The organism is Verrucosispora sp. WMMA2121, from assembly GCF_027460185.1.
Taxonomy (GTDB): Bacteria; Actinomycetota; Actinomycetes; order Mycobacteriales; family Micromonosporaceae; genus Micromonospora; species Micromonospora palythoicola.
Genome location: NZ_JAPZBH010000006.1, coordinates 2,766,801 through 2,785,106 on the forward strand (window position 1 = coordinate 2,766,801; position 18,306 = coordinate 2,785,106).

At 71.8% G+C, this 18,306-nt stretch carries 9 protein-coding genes and 1 pseudogene; 7 read left to right on the forward strand and 3 right to left on the reverse strand.

Features of this window, described 5'->3' with window-relative positions:
• Positions 1-68: 68 nt before the first annotated feature.
• Positions 69-1,457: a type VII secretion integral membrane protein EccD gene (gene eccD / locus O7605_RS21425; protein ID WP_269740820.1), complete on the forward strand. Its 1,389-nt coding sequence runs from the start codon at positions 69-71 to the stop codon at positions 1,455-1,457.
• A gap of 8 nt (positions 1,458-1,465) precedes the next feature.
• Here eccD and O7605_RS21430 read toward each other — a convergent pair whose 3' ends face one another.
• Both O7605_RS21430 and O7605_RS21435 read right to left on the reverse strand, forming a co-directional pair.
• The gene (locus O7605_RS21430; protein ID WP_269742714.1) at positions 1,466-2,038 is read right to left on the reverse strand and encodes an SUKH-3 domain-containing protein; all 573 of its coding nucleotides are present in this window, start codon (positions 2,036-2,038) and stop codon (positions 1,466-1,468) included.
• Between the two features lie 63 nt (positions 2,039-2,101).
• The gene (locus tag O7605_RS21435; RefSeq protein WP_269740821.1) at positions 2,102-2,848 is read right to left on the reverse strand and encodes an SUKH-3 domain-containing protein; all 747 of its coding nucleotides are present in this window, start codon (positions 2,846-2,848) and stop codon (positions 2,102-2,104) included.
• Positions 2,849-2,988: 140 nt separating this feature from the next.
• Here O7605_RS21435 and eccB point away from each other — a divergent pair, with 140 nt between their 5' ends.
• The 3 genes from eccB (at position 2,989) to O7605_RS21450 (ending at position 5,208) form a co-directional block, all read left to right on the forward strand.
• Entirely contained in the window at positions 2,989-4,416 is a 1,428-nt protein-coding gene (gene eccB, locus O7605_RS21440) for a type VII secretion protein EccB (protein ID WP_269740822.1), read from the forward strand.
• Positions 4,417-4,572: 156 nt separating this feature from the next.
• Positions 4,573-4,902, forward strand: coding sequence for a WXG100 family type VII secretion target (locus tag O7605_RS21445; protein ID WP_164449591.1), 330 nt, complete (start codon positions 4,573-4,575; stop codon positions 4,900-4,902).
• A gap of 15 nt (positions 4,903-4,917) precedes the next feature.
• A complete protein-coding gene (locus tag O7605_RS21450; protein WP_164449590.1) occupies positions 4,918-5,208 on the forward strand; it encodes a WXG100 family type VII secretion target in 291 nt (96 codons plus the stop codon).
• 98 nt (positions 5,209-5,306) lie between these two features.
• Here O7605_RS21450 and mycP read toward each other — a convergent pair whose 3' ends face one another.
• The gene (gene mycP / locus O7605_RS21455; RefSeq protein WP_269740823.1) at positions 5,307-6,605 is read right to left on the reverse strand and encodes a type VII secretion-associated serine protease mycosin; all 1,299 of its coding nucleotides are present in this window, start codon (positions 6,603-6,605) and stop codon (positions 5,307-5,309) included.
• Between the two features lie 149 nt (positions 6,606-6,754).
• Between mycP and O7605_RS21460 the strand changes: the two genes are divergently transcribed.
• The 3 genes and pseudogenes from O7605_RS21460 to O7605_RS32185 form a co-directional block, all read left to right on the forward strand.
• The gene (locus O7605_RS21460; protein ID WP_099852692.1) at positions 6,755-7,147 is read left to right on the forward strand and encodes a YbaB/EbfC family nucleoid-associated protein; all 393 of its coding nucleotides are present in this window, start codon (positions 6,755-6,757) and stop codon (positions 7,145-7,147) included.
• Positions 7,144-7,485: a hypothetical protein gene (locus tag O7605_RS21465; protein ID WP_269740824.1), complete on the forward strand. Its 342-nt coding sequence runs from the start codon at positions 7,144-7,146 to the stop codon at positions 7,483-7,485. Before O7605_RS21460 ends, O7605_RS21465 begins: the two co-directional genes overlap by 4 nt.
• A 45-nt stretch (positions 7,486-7,530) precedes the next feature.
• Positions 7,531-17,487, forward strand: a pseudogene (locus O7605_RS32185) (toxin glutamine deamidase domain-containing protein); the annotation flags it as partial.
• Between the last annotated feature and the right edge of the window lie 819 nt (positions 17,488-18,306).

Consider the following 18,306-nt stretch of genomic DNA (forward strand, 5'->3'; position numbering starts at 1 on the left):
GTAGGTAGCCTTTGCCCGTCAGGACAGCCGCGGGCCGCCGGCCCGCTCCTCGTACCGAGGGGTCGATAGTGGTCACCCAGGCCGGAACCGGACTCGCGCGCATCGCCGTCGTCGCCCCCAACCGCCGGTTGGATCTCGCCCTGCCCGAGCACCTGCCGCTCGTCGGGTTGCTGCCCGCGGTGCTCCGACAGGCCGACGAGGAGCCGTCGGACGGCACCAGTCACGGAGGCTGGATGCTGCGACGTGGCGACGGCAGTCCGGTCGACCTGGCCCGTACGCTCGCCGCGCAGAACGTTCGCGACGGCGAGACGCTGCACCTGGTGCCGCGGCGCACCGAGTGGCCGGAGCTGGCGTACGACGACCTGATGGAAGCCGTCGCGGACGGTGCCCGACGGCGCGGGGTGGCCTGGAGTCCCTTCGCGACCCGGCTGACCGGCCTGATCGTGGCCGGCGTGCTGCTCCTGCTCGGCCTCGTCGTGATCGTGACGTCCGAGGAGCCCGGCTGGCTCGGCGGTGCGGTGGCCCTCGGCGCGGCCGGCCTGCTGCTGGTCTGCGGGATCGTGCTGTCCCGGGCGATGGCCGACTCGCTCGCCGGTGCGGTCGTCGCCGCCGCCGGGCTGCCGTACGCCTTCGTCGGCGGTGTGCTGGTGATCGGCACCGGTGAGTCGGTCTGGGCGCTGGGTGCCCCGCACGTGCTGCTCGGCTCCGCTGTGCTGCTGCTGTCCGGGCTGCTCGGTCTGCTCGGCGTGGGCGACGCGACGAGGGTCTTCGTGGCCGCCGTCTTCGTCGGCTTCTGGGGCATGGTCGGCGGGTTGATCGCGCTCGGCTCGATGGACGCCGCACAGGGCAGTGCGATCGTCGTCGGTGCGGTGGTGTTGCTGCTGCCGGCCATGCCGCTGCTCTCGGTACGGCTCGGCAAGATGCCGATGCCGGCGCTGCCGCGTACCGCCGCGGACCTGCTGCGCGACGAGCCGCAGCCGAAGCGGGAAGTGATCTACCAGGCCACCGCCCGAGCGGACGAGGTCTTCACCGGCATGATCTTCGGGGCGTTCGTCGTCACCATCGCCGGCCTGATCGTCCTCACCGCGACCGGCACGCTCTCCGCCCTGCTGCTCGCTGGCGTCATCTCGCTGGGCTACCTGCTGCGCGCCCGACTGGTGTCGACGGTCCGACACCGGGTGCCGATGCTGGCCGTCGGTCTGGTGGGCCTGGGCCTGCTGCCCCTGATCGGTGCGGCCGACGCGTCGACCGGGGAGCGGGTGCTGGCCGTGCTGCCCATCGCCCTGGTCGCGGCCGGACTGTCGGCCGCCGCCGGGCTCGCCTACAGCCGGCGTGCTCCATCGCCCCGACTGGCCCGACTCGGCGATGTGTTCGACATCCTGCTCCAGTTGGCGGTGGTTCCGGTCGCGTGCAGCGTGCTGGGCCTGTACGCGTTCATGCGGGCGATCAACGGCTGACGCCTCCGTCACCAGTCGCGATCGTGGGCCTCGGCCATGGGGCCGCCGCGGATCAGTTTGACGATTGCGGAGTCGAGGTCCGGACCGACGAAGAAGTCGTCGGCCCAGTGCAGCATGAAGACCTTCCCCTGAGCGTCAGCGACCAGTTCGGACGGCCCGTCCTCGTTGTTCCCGATCGGATAGACGGGGTTGTCGAACTCGTCGGCGAAGGCCCGGGCCGCCACCGTTACCACCCCGCCTTCCGTTGGGTGGATGTAACTGGTGAAGCCGCCGCCCAAGCGGCCACTTCGCACGTCAGGTGGAAAGCGTCCCTCGGCGGCTCGGCGCTGCGTGTACCGCTCGGCGATGGTCTGCCACGGCAGCGAGGACCACTGGGAAACCTCGCCGGTCTCCCGGTCGATGACCAAGCGTGGGTACCCGGTGGACGGCGGCGGCAGCGGCGGACCGCCAGTCGCGACGGCTACGGGTTCTACCAGGCAGACGACATATCCGAGATCGAACTCGAACAGGTTCACATCGAACGCCGTCTGCTCGTTGGCCCAGTCGCGGGCGATGGCCAGGGCCTCGTCACGGCTGATCATCGAACTCCTCGGGCTGCCCTGTCCCTCGACGACGGCCAAGGGTAATCCGCGGCCAGGTCGGGCTCACCAGTCGCGGTCGCTGGCCTCGGACATCTCGGTACCTCGGATCAGGTTGACGATGGCGGTGTCGATGTCCGGGCCGACGAAGAAGTCGTCGGCCCAGTGCAGCATGAAGACCCGCCCCTGCGCATCGACGACAAGCTCAGAGGGTCCGTCCTCGTTGTTGCCGAGCGGAAAGACGGGATTCTCGAAATCCTCGGAGAACGCATGCGCCTTATCGGTCACCACACCACCCACTGTGGGATGGATGAAACTCATGTAACCGCCGCCCGGCTCACCATGACCACCGAACTGCGGCAACTGGAGACCACCGAACTCGACCAGCGCGGCTCGGGCGACGGGTGAGCACTCGAGCCCGGCCAGCTCGTCGGCGAAGCGGGCCATCCAGTGGTTCACCGCCGAGGTCACGTCTCGGCCGGGATACCAGCCTGCCTTGTCCAACACGTACCGCACGTCGGGCGGAAAACGTCCCTCGGCGGCCCGGTGCTGCGTGTACTCCTCGGCAACCAGCGACGGCGGCAGGGAACGCCAGCTGGACACTTCACCGGTCTCCCGATCGACGACGGCTAGGGGATACCCGGTGGCAGAGGGCGGCGCGGGTGGCCCTTCAGTGGGGGGCGCGGCCGGGAGAACGCGCCAGGCGACGTAGCCGAGGTCGAACTCGTACAGATCGACTTCGGGCGCGGGTCCCGGCTTGCCCGCACTGGCCCATTCACGGGCGATGGCCAGGGCCTCGTCGCGGCTGATCATCGAAGGACTCCTCGGGCTGCCGTCGTCGGTTCCGCCGGCCGACGCCGGATGCGGGCACCGGGCGGCTCGACGCCGTGCCTATGGTAGGCACCGCGGTCCGGCGCTCGTGACCGTGCGGGCGTACGCCAGGGGAGGCTGCCATGCCGTCGCGGCGGGACCAGGTCCAGTCGTACCAGTTCTTCGTTCAGCGGATGACCTCAGCGCTGGTGGCGCGCGAGCCCGATCCGGAGGCGGCGCCGTTCCGCCGACTGGGTGGCGCCGGCTTCGCCAGCGTCATGGTGGCCGTGCTCTGTCTGGCCGCGGTGGGGGTGTACGGCCTGTTGCGGCCGGGCGGTGCGACCAAGTGGAAGGAGGGCGGCGCGGTCATCCTGGAGAAGGAGACCGGCACCCGCTACCTGTACCGGGAGGGCCGGCTGCACCCGGTGCTCAACTACGCCTCCGCGCTGCTGGCGATGGAGACCGCGGCACCGACCGTCTCGGTCTCCCGCAACTCGCTCGTCGGCACCCCGCGGGGCCCGCGCATCGGCATTCCGTTCGCCCCGGACGCGCTGCCCCCGGCCAACCGCATCCTGGACGGGCCCTGGACTCTCTGCACCCAGCCGGCGCGTAACGCGGCCGGCGGTGTCGTCGCGACCACCGTGCTCACCGTCGGGCGGGCGCCCGGCGGTGGACGGGATCCGGGTGACAGCGCCCTGCTGGTACGCGACCGCAAGACGGACCGGCTGCACCTGGTCTGGCACGACCACCGGTACGAGATCCGCAGCGAGAAGATCGTGTTGGAGGGTCTCACCTTGAGCGCCGAGCCGGTGGTGGAGGTGGGCGGTGCGTGGCTGAACGCCTTGCCGGCCGGTGAGCCGATCGCGCCTCGACGGGTGGCCGACCGGGGAGCATCCTCGACCGCGTTGCCGGACGCCCGGGTCGGCCAGGTCTTCGTGGTGGAGAGTCAGGGCGGCAGCCGCCAGTACTACCTCGCCGAGCGGACGCGCCTGGTGCCGATCACCCCGCTTCAGGCGGATGTGGTGATGGCCGACACGGAGACCCAGCTGGCCTACCCGGGCGAGGCCAGGCCCTACCCGATCGAACTGGCTGCCGGTACCGCCGCGGCGGCGCCCAAGGCGGACGCGCCGGCGCAGGGCCGGCATCGCGCGCCGGAGCAGCGGCCGGAGATCGCCCGGCTGGCCGGCGACCAGCCGGCGATCTGCGCCGCCTACCAACCGGGCGCGGACGAGCCGACGCTGCTGCTCGACGCGCAGGTGCAAGCGGTGCGGGAGCCGGTGCGCACCGGTGAGCAGACCGGTGACGGCATTCCACTCGCCGACCGGGTCGTCATCGAGCCGGGTCACGGCGTCCTGGTTGCCGCGGTCTCCTCCCCGGACCAGGAGCCGGGCACCCTCAACCTGGTCACCGACCTGGGTCACCGCTACCCGCTCGCTTCCGAGGGGGTGCCCGCCATCCTCGGCTACTCGGAGGTGCAACCGGTCCGGCTGCCCGCCAGCCTGGTGGTCCGGCTGCCAGCAGGTCCCGTACTCGATCCCACGACGGCGAAACTCGCGCTCGACCCGGAGTGATCTGACCAGCCACAATGGAGAACCGGAACGAGTCACGGTCTAGCGCGGGCTGGACACGACCCGTTACCGTTCGTATGACGATGGTGCGTGAGCACCGACTGACCGGGCGCCCCGATGGATCGGGGCGATCAACTGAGGACGGGGGTGACTTCCGCCATGTCGATGAACACCGACACCGGCTTGATGCTGAAGACCGAGGGTGACGTCGATGCCGTCGCCGATCGGCTCACCAGCAATCTCAACTCGCTGATGGACCAGCTCGCGCCGCTGTACGACCAGTGGAGGGGCGCGGGTGCCGGTTCCTTCCAGCAGGTGCGGGAGCGGTTCGACCAGGACATGGCCCGCCTCAACGTCGCGCTGCGGGCGATCGCCGAAGCGGTCGGGTCTGCCGGTAAGGACTACGACGTCAGCGACGAGGAGATCCGGGCCGACATGGACAGCGCGGGTGCCACCGCCGGCCAGATCACCGCTGCGCTGAAGCTCTGACGGGGGAGAAGACTCATGACGGAGATTCGGTACAACTTCGCCGGGTTGAACGCCGCGGCGGACAGTTGCAGTGGAGCGGTCCGGAACCTGACCGGAGAACTGGACGGGCTCAAGTCCGGCATCGCTCCGCTGCTCGCCACCTGGGACGGTGACGCCCGCGAGGCGTACTTCCAGCGGCAGACGGAGTGGGAGTCGGCCGCCAACGACCTCCGTGACCTGCTTGGTCGGATCGAGAAGGCGCTGCGCGAGTCGGCCGGGAAGATGCAGGCCCGCGAGGCGGCCAACCGCGCGAAGTTCGGCGGCTGAGAACCCGCACCACAGCACCCGATGGCCCGGCCCGCGCCGGGCCATCGCCCTTTGCGCGGGTAGCGCGTGGCCACCGTCCGACGACCAGCACGACCGCGTCAGCCGCGCGGCATCGAACTCGGTACCCGGAAGAAGACCTCCTCCGGCTCGTCGATCTCGGGCTCCGTCGGGGCAGAGGCCGATGGACGGGTGGGTCGCCACCGCGTACGGCGGCCACGCGGCAGCAGTGCGGCCAGCACCGCGACTCCTACCGCAACCGTGGCCAGCGCGAGGCCGATCCAGAGCGCCAGTCGACCGAACACCGCCCAGCGCTCCGCGCGAGCCTGCGCCGCCGCGTCGTACGGCACATCGGGCAGTGGAGGTTGGGCCACCGGTTCCCCGGTGGTGAGCCGTTCGGTGACCGCCCGGTACGGGTTGACCACCCCGCTGCCGTAGCCGCGTGCGGCGTCTCCCCGGGCCGGGTCGGCGGTGGCAAGTATCCGCTTGGCGACGTCGCGGGCCGACAGGTTCGGCTCCGCAGCGCGGATCAGGGCGGCGGTCGCACTCACCATCGGTGCGGCGAAGCTGGTCCCGTCGAAGGTGTTGTGCCCAACCAGCCGGGTGGCGGCGACCACCGCACCACCCGGGGCGGTGATGTCCACGTAGGGCCCGATCTGGGACTGCCGGATCCGTGCACCGTACTGGTCGATGGCGCCTACACCGATCACACCGTCGTAGGCCGCCGGGTAGGGCAGCGGATCCGGGCGGGCGCCGTCCTGATGCTGGTTGCCGGCGGCGGCGACCAGCACCACGTCCTTCTCCAACGCGTAGCGCACGGCCTGCTCCACGTCCGGGTCCGGCTGGTACAGCGTCACCGACAGGTTGATGACGTCGGCACCGTCGTCCACTGCGCGCCGGATGGCCTGCCCGAAGACAGCCCCGGTCACGGTGTCGCCGCCCGCGCCCGGGCCCTCGTTGGCGTTGCGTTCGCTGACCCGGATCGGCACGATCGTGACATCCGGCGCCAGACCGTGGAAGCCGACCCCGTCCTGCTGCCGGGCGGCGATGATGCTGGCCACGGCGGTGCCGTGGGATACGCAGTCCACATCGCCGCCGGGGGTGCCGCGTAGGGCGTCGAAGCCGGTGGCCACCCGGCCGGCCAGTTGAGGGTGGCTGCTGTCGGTGCCGGAGTCGACAACGGCGACCCGCACTCCCGCTCCGGTGCTGAACGGCCACACCCGCTGCGGGGCGAGCCACCGTTGATGCCAGGGCGTCTCGGTGTTGACCTCTCCCGGATCGCTCGGATTGTCGCAAATCGCCGGTGCGGCAGCCGCCGGGCTCGCCATGGGAACCGTCAGCGTCGCGGCCAACATGGCTCCCAGCAGCGTGGACGTCGCCACAGGACGGTGCCGGAACATGTCTGTACGCCTCCCGTCAACCGGTCCCGCAGCATCCTAGCGGCGGGCGGCAGCCGAACCGGGCACACCGATGTCGTGCCCATTCAGTATGGTCGAGTTGTCACGCCCCGGTCTGGATGGCGGATGGGACCTGCGCGGGGAGGAACGCCATGGACGTACAGGCGCTGCGCGCTCGGGCCGACGAGCTGATGGCGCAGTTCGAGCGGATGCGCTCGGGTGTCGGCGATCTCCAGCAACAGCTCAAGACGGTGAAGGCCACCGTCACCTCCGAAGACGGCCTGGTCACCGTCACGGTCGGTCCCCGTGGCCAGGTGACGAAGGTCGAGTTCGATCCGCGGATCTACCGCCGGCCCAACTCGAAGGAGCTCTCCGCCACGGTCACCGAGACGATCCGGCGGGCGACCGAGCAGGCCATGGCCGAGGTCGAGAAGCTGGTTCGACCGTTCGTACCGGACAGCCAATTTCAGGCGTACATCGATCACGATCTCGACGGCATCTTCCGTCAGCTCGACAGCGAACTGCCCGGGGAGGAACGGCGATGAGCGAGCTACGCGAGACCTTCGTCAAGCCCGACGCTGCCCTGGAGGGTGCCAACGAACTCGGCGCGGCCGGTGCCCGGCTCGCCATGACCTGGCAGAACCTCGCCGCGACCATCACGACGCTCAACGGCGACCGTCCGTGGGGTGACGACGAGCCGGGCACCGAGTTCAACAAGACCTACCTCGGTGGCGACGATCAGCCGGCGCAGCGGGTCCTCGACCTCGCCGCGGATCTGGTGCCGCTGGTCGAGGTGCTCGGGCCCACCGTCAAGGGCGCGGTCGAGGGCACGGTCGACACCGACGACATGGTCAAGACGCTGTTCGGCGGCGACGACAAGTAGCAGCTCACCCGCTACGGGTCGACATCGGACAGAGGGGCTTTCCGGGTGGCGATACCCAATCCCAGGAACTCGCTGGGCGAGTACGCGTGGGTCTGGGACGCCATTGCCTGGGTGAGCGCCGGCGAGGCCTGGCCCAGCGGCGACGAGGACCGCATGCGGGAGTTGGCCGACGCGTGGCAGGCGCTGGCCGACACGGTCAGCGAGACGCTCGGCCAGGCCGATCCGGCGGTCATGAAGATCCTGCAGAGCTGGGGCGGTGGTGCCGGCGAGGCGTTCGGCGGCTTGTGGAACCAGATCGGTGTGGACCCGAACACCGGCCTGCCGCTGATCCAGGAGATCTCCGCCGCGTACGCCGCCGGCTGCGACCAGGCCGCTCTGGAGATCGAGTACGCGAAGCTGACCGTGCTGATCGCGGTCATCATCACCGTCATCGCGGTATTCGTCGCGCTCCTGATGGCCTGGCTGGGCGGGGTGTCCGCGGGTGCCATCCCGGGCATCCTCGCCGGTGGCCGGCAGGCGGTGACTATCGCCTTCCGCCGGTTGATCGCCCAGATGGGTCGGCAACTGCTGACCCGGGCGGGGATGCGGGCCGCGCTGCGGCTGGCCGGCACCCGGCTCGGCCAGATGGCTACCAGCCAAGGCCTACGGCGGGGCCTCAATCGCCTCGGTCGTGAGTTGGTGGAGGAGATCGGCGAGGAGCTGATCATCGACGTCGGCGCCCAGGCGTACCAGATGCACACCGGTACCCGGCGAGAGTGGGATGGCAACCGGACCCTCACCGCCGGCGTGGGTGGCGCGTACGGCGCGGTGCTCGGCACCGGCATGAACTGGGCCGGTCGGCGAGCGGCGCCCCGCATGCCGTTCTCGTTCAGCCCGTCGCAGCTCTCCTTCCGCGGCAGCGGCCTGGTGCGGTGGGGCAGCACGAGCCTCACCTCCGGCGCCCAGAACGCCGTCATCTCGCCGGCGGCCAGCGTGCTCGCCAACGGCACGGTCAACGGACAGTGGGCGATGCCGGGAGCGGACGCCTTCCTGGGCGGCTTCACCAGTGGTGCCGGCCGCACCGGCGCGACCCTCGCTGGTGGCGCCACCGGCAACCTGATGGCGCGGGGCACGAACGCACTCCTCGGCAGGCTGGGGGTCGACGTCGCGCCGAATGTCGGGCCTGCCGGCGGGACCGACCCCGGCCTCGGCGTCGGAGGGGCGAACGGCCTCGGCGACCTCGGCGGCGGTGCCAACGGCGCCGGGGCCGGGTCGACCGGGGCAGGCGCCACGTCGGGTGCCGGTGCGACCGGGGGAGGTGCCACGTCGGGTGCCGGTGCGACCGGTGGTGGCACGGGCTCGGCCGCGGACGGCGGCTCGGCTGCCTCCGGCGGCGGCTCCGCGGCGGGCGTCGGCGGATCCGGTTCGGATGGTGCTGGCAGCTCCAGCGGAGCGGGCGGTAGCTCCGGCGCCGGGACGACCGACACGGGCGGCGGCACGGTCCAGAACGGCACCGGTACGGTCCCCGAGAGCGGAGCGGGCTCGATCAGTCTCGCACCCCCCTCCACGGACGGTTCGGTGGCACCGACGACCGATGGCTCAGCCGCACCGGCGGCGGATGGCGGGCCGGCGACCGGAGACACGGCCACGACCGCCGACCCGTCGCACGTCGGCGGCAACACCGGCAACCCGGTGGCCGCCCCCGCCGATGTGACGGCCACGGCGCCGGACGGCACTCCGGCCGTCAGTGACGGCGGTACCACCGCCAACGACCAGGGCGGCGCACCGGATGGCCGGAGCACGCCGGTCACCGAATCACCCGGCACGGACCGGACCAGCACCGATACGAACACCGACACCGCCGTCAGCGACCGGACGACGAGCGAGGCGACGGTTCAGACCGACGGTGGGCTGGTCACTGCCCCGCCGCCGGAGGTGACCGCCGCCCCGACCGGCGACGGCTCGACCGGGTCCGGCCGGACGATGACCGGCAGCCCGGTGTCCGACGTCACCGACGTCGACACAGCAGGCTCCTCCGTCGCCGGGGACATGCCGGCCACCGTGCTACCGGGTACGGCGACCGCATCCCCGGTGACGGCACCCGCCGCTCCAACGGTCGGGACACCTCCTGCCACGGTCACGCCAACGGGCCCGACCGCCGTAACGACCCCGGCGTCCCCCACTGGTGCACCTGCCGCAGCCGGCCCGCAGGTGGCGAACACCCCCAACAGCTCGACGCCGACCACGAGCGGTACCCAGACCGCAGGCACCCAGCAGCCCTCCGGAAACACCGCCACGCAACCGACCCCCGGCCGGGGTGCGCCGGTCGGACCGACCGTCAACCCGACAGCGGCGAACACGGCCGGCTCGATCTCCCTCGCGCCCGCAACGGGCCCGACCACGACGAACCCCACGCAGCCCACCGCATCCACGCAACAGGTCGGGCCCACCCAACAGCCGGGCACGCCGGCCCAACAGGCCACTCCGACCCAACCGGGACAGTCGAGGCCGGACGCGCCGACACCCGTGCCGGCCGACCAGCTCGGCCCGACGGTGCCGGCACACACGGCGGGTGTCGAGCCGGCGACGCCGTCTCTGGACGCGGCTCCGACCGCCGACACGGAAACGGACCCGAACTCCGAGCCCACCGATCCGGCCCAGCAGCGCACCGACGGGCCGGTCGTGATCCCGGTGCCCACCAGCAGCGGCACCGTCCAGAGCGGGCCGACGAACCCCGGCACCGAGACGGCGACCGGTCCGGTCGACCCGCAGACCCTCAGGCGGTCGCAGGGACCGACCGGACGCGGCACCCACAGCTGGCAGCTGGAGCCGACGTCGGTGGACGGCGACCCCAACGGTCCCGAAGCGGAGCAGGCCCTGATCGAGGCGTCCCGGACGCTGGCCGAGACCGTCCGGCGGGAGGTGAAGGCCGGAACGATATCCAAGGGCAAGCAGCCCGGCATGGCCGGCGCACTGCTGATGCCCGACGGCAGCATCACCACGCACACCAGCATGACCGCCGACAAGAGCACCAACCCGGCCACCCAACCCGCAGTACATCCGCTCGCACAGGCGGCGCTTGATCGTGCAGCAACGGCGCTGCGTACGGCGAAGGGCGGTGGACATGGCAAGTGCGCCGAGGTTGCCCTGATTTCCGACCAGCTCTACCTACTGGAACAGCAATGGCGGAACGCTGGGGAGCCGGGGAACTTCGAACAATATGCCCTGGACGCTCTCCGAGGCGCGAAGATCGTGACACATCAGATCGCCACCGCTCGGTCCGGTGGCGTCACATACGAGCTCGGGCACTATCGGCCGCCGTGCCGCTCGTGTGCGCACTTCCTGCCGGAGTTCAATGTCGAGCCGATCACCGACCCCGAGCGAGACGTCACCGTCTACCAACCGCCGGTACCCGGGGTGGTGGGCAATGGGCTGCCACTGAGCGACGGCCGGCCGTACGGGCAGCCGGAGGGTCTGCTGCCGCCGGACCAAGCCGATCAGGATGCGCTCGACGCGGCCGTTATTCGGGATCCGGCGACGGGACGACCTGCCGTGCACCCGGATCCACGGCTCGGTTCGTGGGCCGACCTGCTAAACGATGGCGGGCCGACCGTTCCAGGACGCGCAACGAACTGCGCCGATGTTGGGCTGTCCGTCCTGTCGGCCTGGTACGGACGTCCCGAGGTAGCGGCGCCGACAGTCCCGTCAGCCGAGGTGGAACGGGGCAGCACCACCCGGCAGGAGCAGGCACTGGGCTCCACCTTCGGACACCACGGCAGTGGCGCTCGCGGGTTGGATGCGGTCGCTGACGCTCTCCGCGCGGCTGGTCCCGGGGCCGCTGCCCTCATCATCGGCCAGTGGCCGGGCCCTGATGGCCGCGCCCACACCTGGAACGCCGTGAACCACAACGGCACGATCATCTGGGTTGACGGGCAGCGTGGTGTGGTCTCCGACATCGCCCCGCTCTACGCCGGTGAGGTGGACGGCGTCTGGTCGATCGTGCTGGACGCCGAAGGTGATCCGGTCGGCCCGGCCAGGCCCGAAGCCAAGACACCGGCACCGGTGCCACCGGACTCGACTGCGGATCTGCCGGCGGGTGGGCGGGACCAGAACTCCATCCCGGCCGGCCGCCCCGGCAACGTCGACCCGAACCAGCCGGACGGGGCAGTGGAGGTGCAGCCCGCCCATGCCGATGAGCAGGGAGGAAGCCCGGCAACTGATGACCAGGTTGCTGGGGACGGACAACCCGGTGGCGGTGTTCCCGTTCGAGTTCGGCTGGGCGGCCCAGGAGACGCTCTCCCCGCAGCAGCGGGCGCAGGGCCGGCAGCTGGGCCAGGGGGTCTTCATCATCGACCAGACGGGGGTGGTGACCGTGCATCCCAGCCTGCCGCCGCTGTTGATCATGAGACGGTACGCGGCGGCCCGCCGGGAGGGTCGGATCACCGGCCGGCAGGTCTGGCCGGCCCCGGATCCGACGGACTGAACGACTCCGACGCCACACCTGACAGTCGCTTCCTGGACGGGCTGCCGGACACCGACCGGGCCACCATGCTCGACGCCCTGGCCGAGGCGCGGACCGAGGCCGGTCAGATCCTGACCGATCCGCACGGCATCAACGCCGAGGTGGACGCGCGCGGAGTGGCCCTGTCCGACCTGCCGGGTCTGGACCCTGACCTGATGGGGGGCGCGCATGGCAGCGCTGACGTTCGGTTACTTCCTCCTGCGCAGACCGGAGGATCCGGACGGCCCGCCGGTCAACCTGATCGCGGAGGCGGACAGCGCCGGGCCGACCCAGGCGGTGATCTGGGACCGACCGAAGCGGGCGTGGACGTTCCGCCCGGACGTGGCGGCGGCGATCCTGTGGGCGAATCCGGAACGCCACGAGATCCAGCAGGTCGACCGGGCGACGGCCGAGCGCCAGGTGGCGCACTTCGCGACGGTGCCGTTGCCGACGGAGGACGAGCTGACGCAGATCTGCCGCTCGGCGATCTGACCGCGGACGGCACAGGTGCTCCGGCTCAGCCAGGCGAGTCGGACCAGGCCGGCCCGGGTTCGCCGGTCACGGCCGGAATCCCGTCGGTACCGCTCGACACCGACCATGGTCTGGCGCAGACCCGGCGCCTCGGGCCGGGTGAGCTGGCACCGTTGGAGGATCCCGGCTACCAGTGGGAGGTCGAGCAGAGCCTGCGTACGCCGGGCGGCTATCTCTTGTTCGCCGATCCGTCCACCCACCCGTACGGTCAGCTCGTCAACGACGGCGGCCCGGGTCAGCCGGGTCGCGCCAACAACTGTATGGACTCCGCGCTCTCGGCGCTGTCGAGCTTCTTCGGAGACCCCCGGGTGTCCTTCCCCCGCTGGCTGGACATCCGGCCGGACGGTTCGATCGAGACGGTGACCGGCGAGGCGAGTGGGCTCGACCGGGCCGAGGAGTGGCTCGGCGTCGAGTGGTCCGGCGGATCGGAGGGGCTGCCGACGACTCCGGCCGAGCACGCCGCGGCCGTCGCCGAGCAGTACGCGCAGCTTCATCAGCGTGTCGCGGCGGCCGGTCCGGGTTCGGCGGCCCTCGTCGTGGCCGAATGGGTCCGGACGGATCCCCTCAGCGGCGATCTCGTCCTCGACCGGGGGCACGTGCAGGTCCAGGACTCGCACGCCTTCGTCCTGGTGTATCCGGAGGGTGCCGACGGGCCGGTCTGGTGGGATCCGCAACGAGGGACGACGTGGCCGCAGCCCCCGGCCGCGTACCTGGCACAGACGTATGCGCTGTGGTCGATGGAGACCATGGCGGAAAGGGTTACCGATGACAGAGGACGAGGCGCAGACGCTGATCAGGCGCCTGCTCGGCACGGCGAACGAGATCGAGCTGCACCCGTTCGAGTTCGGCTGGCTGGCGAAGGAACAGCTGTCCCCACAAGAACGGGCGGAGGGCAGGCAACTGGGCCACGGGAGCTACATCATCGACCGGACGGGAGTGATCACAGTTCAGATGAGTCTGCCGGTACCGCTGCTGATCGCGGAGTACACGCAGGCCCGCCGGGAGGGCCGGATGACGGGTCGGCAGGTCTGGCCGACGGAGGAACCGACGGCCTGACGCCGCCGGCCGAACCGGCCGGGGAGGTCGGGCCATCGTCCGTCGACCCGCCGCCGGGCGACCCCGGGCCCGCAGCCGACCCGGACGGCCCCGACCTGCGGCAGGCGGCAGCCGGTACGACCTTCGGTGGTGCGCTGCTCGACGCCGACCCCGCGCGTACCACGATCGCCGTCGAGGCGGCCCTGACCACCGGGCCACTACCCGACGGGGCGAGCGCCGACCCCGCCACCGCCACAGTCGCCCTGGCCACCCTCGACGGTCCCTATCCGGTACGCGTCGAGCCGACCCCGGCTGCGGCGGACGCGGCGGTCGCACCAGTGGCCGCCATCCGCTACACCGCCGACGGGGCCGTCGTGCAGGTGTCCACGAGCGCCCACCCGGACCACGTCCGGCGGGCGGTGGCGGCGGCTCTCGCCGAAGTGGACGCGATCGCCCAGCAACGGGCCGAGGGGCTGCGGTTCGACGCGACCACCGCACTCGCCGAGGGCGCCCGGCCGGAGGGCGACGGCACCCGCGTGCTGACCGCACGCGACCTCGGCCACCTCGCCGAGCTGCGGGTGGTGCTCGCCGACAGCGCCACCGCCGCCGATCCGGGCACCGCCGGTCAACTCCGTGCCGAGGCACTGAGTCTGCTCGTCGCCTCCGGTCTCCTCGAACAGGAACCGGCGCACGTCGTGCACGGGCTCGGTGGCAACACACCGGTGGTCGGGCCGGAAGCGGCCCAGGCCCGCCTCGACCTGATCCACCATCTCCTCGGTCCGCTCGCCACCGAGGTGGAGGCCCTGATCGGGCTCGCGCACGGTGGTGGTCAACAGCTCGTAACCGACATCCGGGCGGCCCAGTCGGCGATCCGTGCCGAGGCGCGGGCCTGGGCGCAGCAGGCCACCGCCCTGCGCGACGCGGCCGATCTGGCGTTGACCGCCAGGGTGGACGCCACCCTGGGCGTGACGCCCGACCACGTCTTCGACCGGCTCGTCATCGGTGGCGGTTGGGCCGCGACCGCCGACTTCGTCACCCTGGGTGCCGCGGCGGACGCCGGCCACGGCCTGCCGTCGGTGCTCTGCGTGTCCCAGGGACACGACCCGTGGGCGGAGCGCCAGGCGCTGCTGATGGGGCAGGTCCCCTCCGAGCTGGAACTTCCCGGTCTACCGTTCCAGCCGGCCGACCTGGCCGAGGAGGGCACCCAGTTCACCCCGTCGGACGTCTTCGCCGACGCGGTGGGCGCGGCGCGCGCGCTCTCCGGCATGCCGACCTACCAGGGCACCGCCACCTCGATCACCCCTCGACCGGCCGACGCCACGGGCTGGCCCGACGGCGCCAACTTCCGGGTGACCGTCAACGGCCGGGACATCTACACCACCTCCGTCGACATCGCCAGCGGGCCGGGACCGTCCCGGGTACCCAGCGTCCCGACGAACGCCACCGGCGCATACGTCGACCCGGACACCGGGTACCGCGTCGACCGCTCCGGCGGCACGCCGCTGTTCCAGGACCCGGACGGCAACCAGATCGCACCGGAGAGCCTGCCGCCGCAGGTACGAGCGGTCCTCGGCGGCCCGGGCACCAGCCGGGGTGATCTGCCGCTGCTCGCCGACCTGACCGGGCGGCCCACCGATCCGCTGGTGGTCGACCCGATGTCCGGGTACGCGGTGGACGTCACCACCGGCCAGGTTGTCGACTCCGGCGGCTCGCCGGTGCACACCGGTGCCGTGCCCACCGAGGTCGCGGCTCGGCTGGGCTTCGCTCCGGACGGGTCCTTCACTGATCCTCGGCCGGCCGCGCCACCTGTCGACTTCGGTGGGCAGAACCTCGCCGACGCGTACCGTCCCGGTGACCGGGTGCTCGTCTTCGGCGCGGGCGCCTCCGGCGCGTGGGACATCGAGCAGGCAGTGGCGTCGCCCGCCGCGAGCGTCGACTGGTCGGCCCGCGCCGTGGACCCGCCGCCCGGCCAGCTCACCGGTGACCCGGACCAGGACGCCGAGGCGCGTCTGCGGCACAGCTTCGGCGGCGGCTACAACCGGCGGAACACGCTGCCCGACGTCGGTGCCTACGCCGACACGGTGCGGAGCCAGGTCGACCTGTCGCTCCGGGAGATCGTCAGCCTCCGGCACACCGTCGACGGCGGCTTCCTGGTGGAGTTCACCGACGGCAGCCGCCAGGCGTACGACCGGGTGGTGCTCTCGATCGGCCAGGCGGCCGACTTCCCGGGGGGTGTCGCCAACCTGGTATCCGGGCTCGGGCTGGAGCCGCTGGACGGACCTGTGGCAGTGCCGGACGCCGAAACCGACGTGCTGGGCCTTCGTGATGCCTCAGGGCGGCTCCGCGTCCTGGGTGCGGCGAGCGTCGCTCCGGGTGTGGTCGCCGAGACGTCCAACCCGTCGGACGTCCGTGCCCTCCTGACCGCCCAGGCCAACGCGTTGCCCGACGACTCCCGCGGCATCCAGCCCAGCATCCGGTTCCATGCCCAGCGCATCGCCGAGGCCAATCGACCCGCACCGCCGAGCGCACCGGGTGACAGCCAGGCCGTACCCGGTGCCCCGTCCGGGCCGGACAACCTAGACGTCGTGGTACCTCGGGGGGCCCTCCCAGGCCCAGCGGACGTCGAGCCAGGGCAGCGGTCCGAACCGGTCGAGAAGTCGCTGCCCGAGGGCGGGCACCTCGACGTCGATCGGTCTGCCGTCGATGTCCTGACCGACGCCGTACGGCAGGATCTCGACCCGGTTGCGGTCGAACTGGACGTAGCGCAGGCGGGGGAGGTTGCGGCTGGCGGCCAACGCCTCGGCCCCGTCGGCACCGACATCGCAACGGGACAGACCGAGCCAGCGCAGCCGGCCCAGGCAGCCCGATCCAGCGAGGTGCCGCACGCCGGTGTCGCCGATGGGGTTTCCGCCCAGGTCCAGCCCGACCAGTTGTCCCAGCAGGGGCGACGCGGCGATGTCGGCGATGCGTCCGGAGACATCGGTAAGCACCAGGTGCCGAACGGGAACGCTTCGCCAGACCTCGGTTCCGTGGTCGAGGAAGGCGTCGGCACGCATGGTCACCGACTCGACGAATCCGCGCCGCAGCCGCCAGTCGTCGACCAGCCGCTCGACGGGGCGGGCGAGTCGCGGTCCGATCCTGCGCCCGAGCAGCAGACGTCGGGGGGTACTCCCGCCGTCGAGGTCGAGGCGGATCAGCTCGGCGTGCTCGGGGTCGGTGGTCTCGATGGCGTCGGCGTAGCGTCGCCGCAGGTCGAGGTCGTCGGGGTCGGCGAGGATGGTGGCGTAGAGGTCGGCGGTCATGGCCATGACGGCAGCGTATCGACGGACGGCGCGAGCACCGCCCCTCGTGGCCTGTCGTTGCCGGAGAGCCGACGGTTCGGGCCGGGTGAACTGGCTCCGCTCGAAGATCCACGTTTCCAGGACGATCTCGCGGCGAGCCTCGCCACCGGGCAGGGGTACGCGGTCTTCGCGGATCCGTCGACCCATCCGTACGGGCTGCTGGTGAATGACGGTGGACCAGAACAGCCCGGTCGCGGCAACAACTGCCTCGACTCGTCGCTGGCGGCGCTGGCCAGCTTCCACGGCGAGCCGCAGGTGTCCGTACCGCGCTGGGCGGATCGCTTCGTCGACGGCTCGATCGATCGCGTCACCGGCGAGCGGGGCGGACTGGAGCGCGCCGAGGCGTGGATCGGCGGCGAATGGATCGGTGGTTCCGGCAACCTGCCGATGGACCTGTCCGCCCGTACGGATGCGGTCACCGCCCAGTACGCGGACCTCTACCGGCAGGTGGCGGACGCCGGCCCCGGGGCGTCGGCGCTGGTGGTGGCCGACTGGCTGTTGCTCGACGCGGCCGGGAACGTGGTCCTCGACGAGGCTGGCCGACCTGAGGTCGACAGCTCGCACGCCTTCGTGATCGTCTTTCCGGCGGGCGCCGACGCGCCGGTGTGGTGGGATCCGCAGACCGGGACGACGTCGGCGGAGATGCCCGCCGCCGATGTGCGGGAAACCCACGCGCTCTGGGCGATGATGGTGCCTGACGGAGAGGGGCGAGTTGACCGAGGACGAGGCGCTGACGCTGATCAGCCGACTGCTGCGGACTGGGAATCCGATCCTGCTACGGGAGTTCGAGTTCGGCTGGCTGGCCCGGGAGAGACTCTCGGAGCAGGAGCGGGCCTCGGGGATGCACGTGGGCCAGGGCAGCTACATCATCGACCGCTCGGGAGTGGTCACAGCACACACCAGCCTGCCGCCGCGTCGGGTGATGGAGGAGTACGCGCAGGCGCGACGGGAGGGCAGGATCAAGGGTCGCCAGGTGTGGCCCGAGGCGGAGCCGACAGTCTGACCCGGACCGACGGCTCGATGCCGTCGGACGACCCGACCGGGAGCACCGGACCTACCGGCCCCGGTGGCCCTCCGGGGCCGGGCATCGACTCCGCGATCGACGCTGAGGGGCCCGATCTCCGCCGGGCCGCCGCCGGTACGACCTTCGGTGGTGCGCTGCTCGACGCCGATCCGGCCCGGACCGGGGAGGCCATCCAGGCCGCGGTGGACGGCGGGGCACTGCCCGACCGTGCCCGCGTCGACCCGGCCACCGGCACCGTAACCCTGGACACGCTTGACGGCCCGTACCGGGTACGCATCGAGCTGACCGATCCGGCGGCGAACGTGCCGCTCGTCCCCGTTGCCACCGTGCAGTACCACCCCGACGGCGCGGTGGTGCGGGTGTCGACCGGGGCGCATCCGGACCACGTCCACCGTGCCGTGGCCGCGGCC

What these genes read in the sequence shown, in the direction of transcription:
- O7605_RS21430 (WP_269742714.1), bottom strand. Translation starts at nt 2,038, where the DNA reads ATGATCAGCCGTGACGAGGCCCTGGCCATCGCCCGCGACTGGGCCAAC.
- O7605_RS21435 (WP_269740821.1), bottom strand. Translation starts at nt 2,848, where the DNA reads ATGATCAGCCGCGACGAGGCCCTGGCCATCGCCCGTGAATGGGCCAGT.
- eccB (WP_269740822.1), top strand. Translation starts at nt 2,989, where the DNA reads ATGCCGTCGCGGCGGGACCAGGTCCAGTCGTACCAGTTCTTCGTTCAG.
- O7605_RS21445 (WP_164449591.1), top strand. Translation starts at nt 4,573, where the DNA reads ATGTCGATGAACACCGACACCGGCTTGATGCTGAAGACCGAGGGTGAC.
- O7605_RS21450 (WP_164449590.1), top strand. Translation starts at nt 4,918, where the DNA reads ATGACGGAGATTCGGTACAACTTCGCCGGGTTGAACGCCGCGGCGGAC.
- mycP (WP_269740823.1), bottom strand. Translation starts at nt 6,605, where the DNA reads ATGTTCCGGCACCGTCCTGTGGCGACGTCCACGCTGCTGGGAGCCATG.
- O7605_RS21460 (WP_099852692.1), top strand. Translation starts at nt 6,755, where the DNA reads ATGGACGTACAGGCGCTGCGCGCTCGGGCCGACGAGCTGATGGCGCAG.
- O7605_RS21465 (WP_269740824.1), top strand. Translation starts at nt 7,144, where the DNA reads ATGAGCGAGCTACGCGAGACCTTCGTCAAGCCCGACGCTGCCCTGGAG.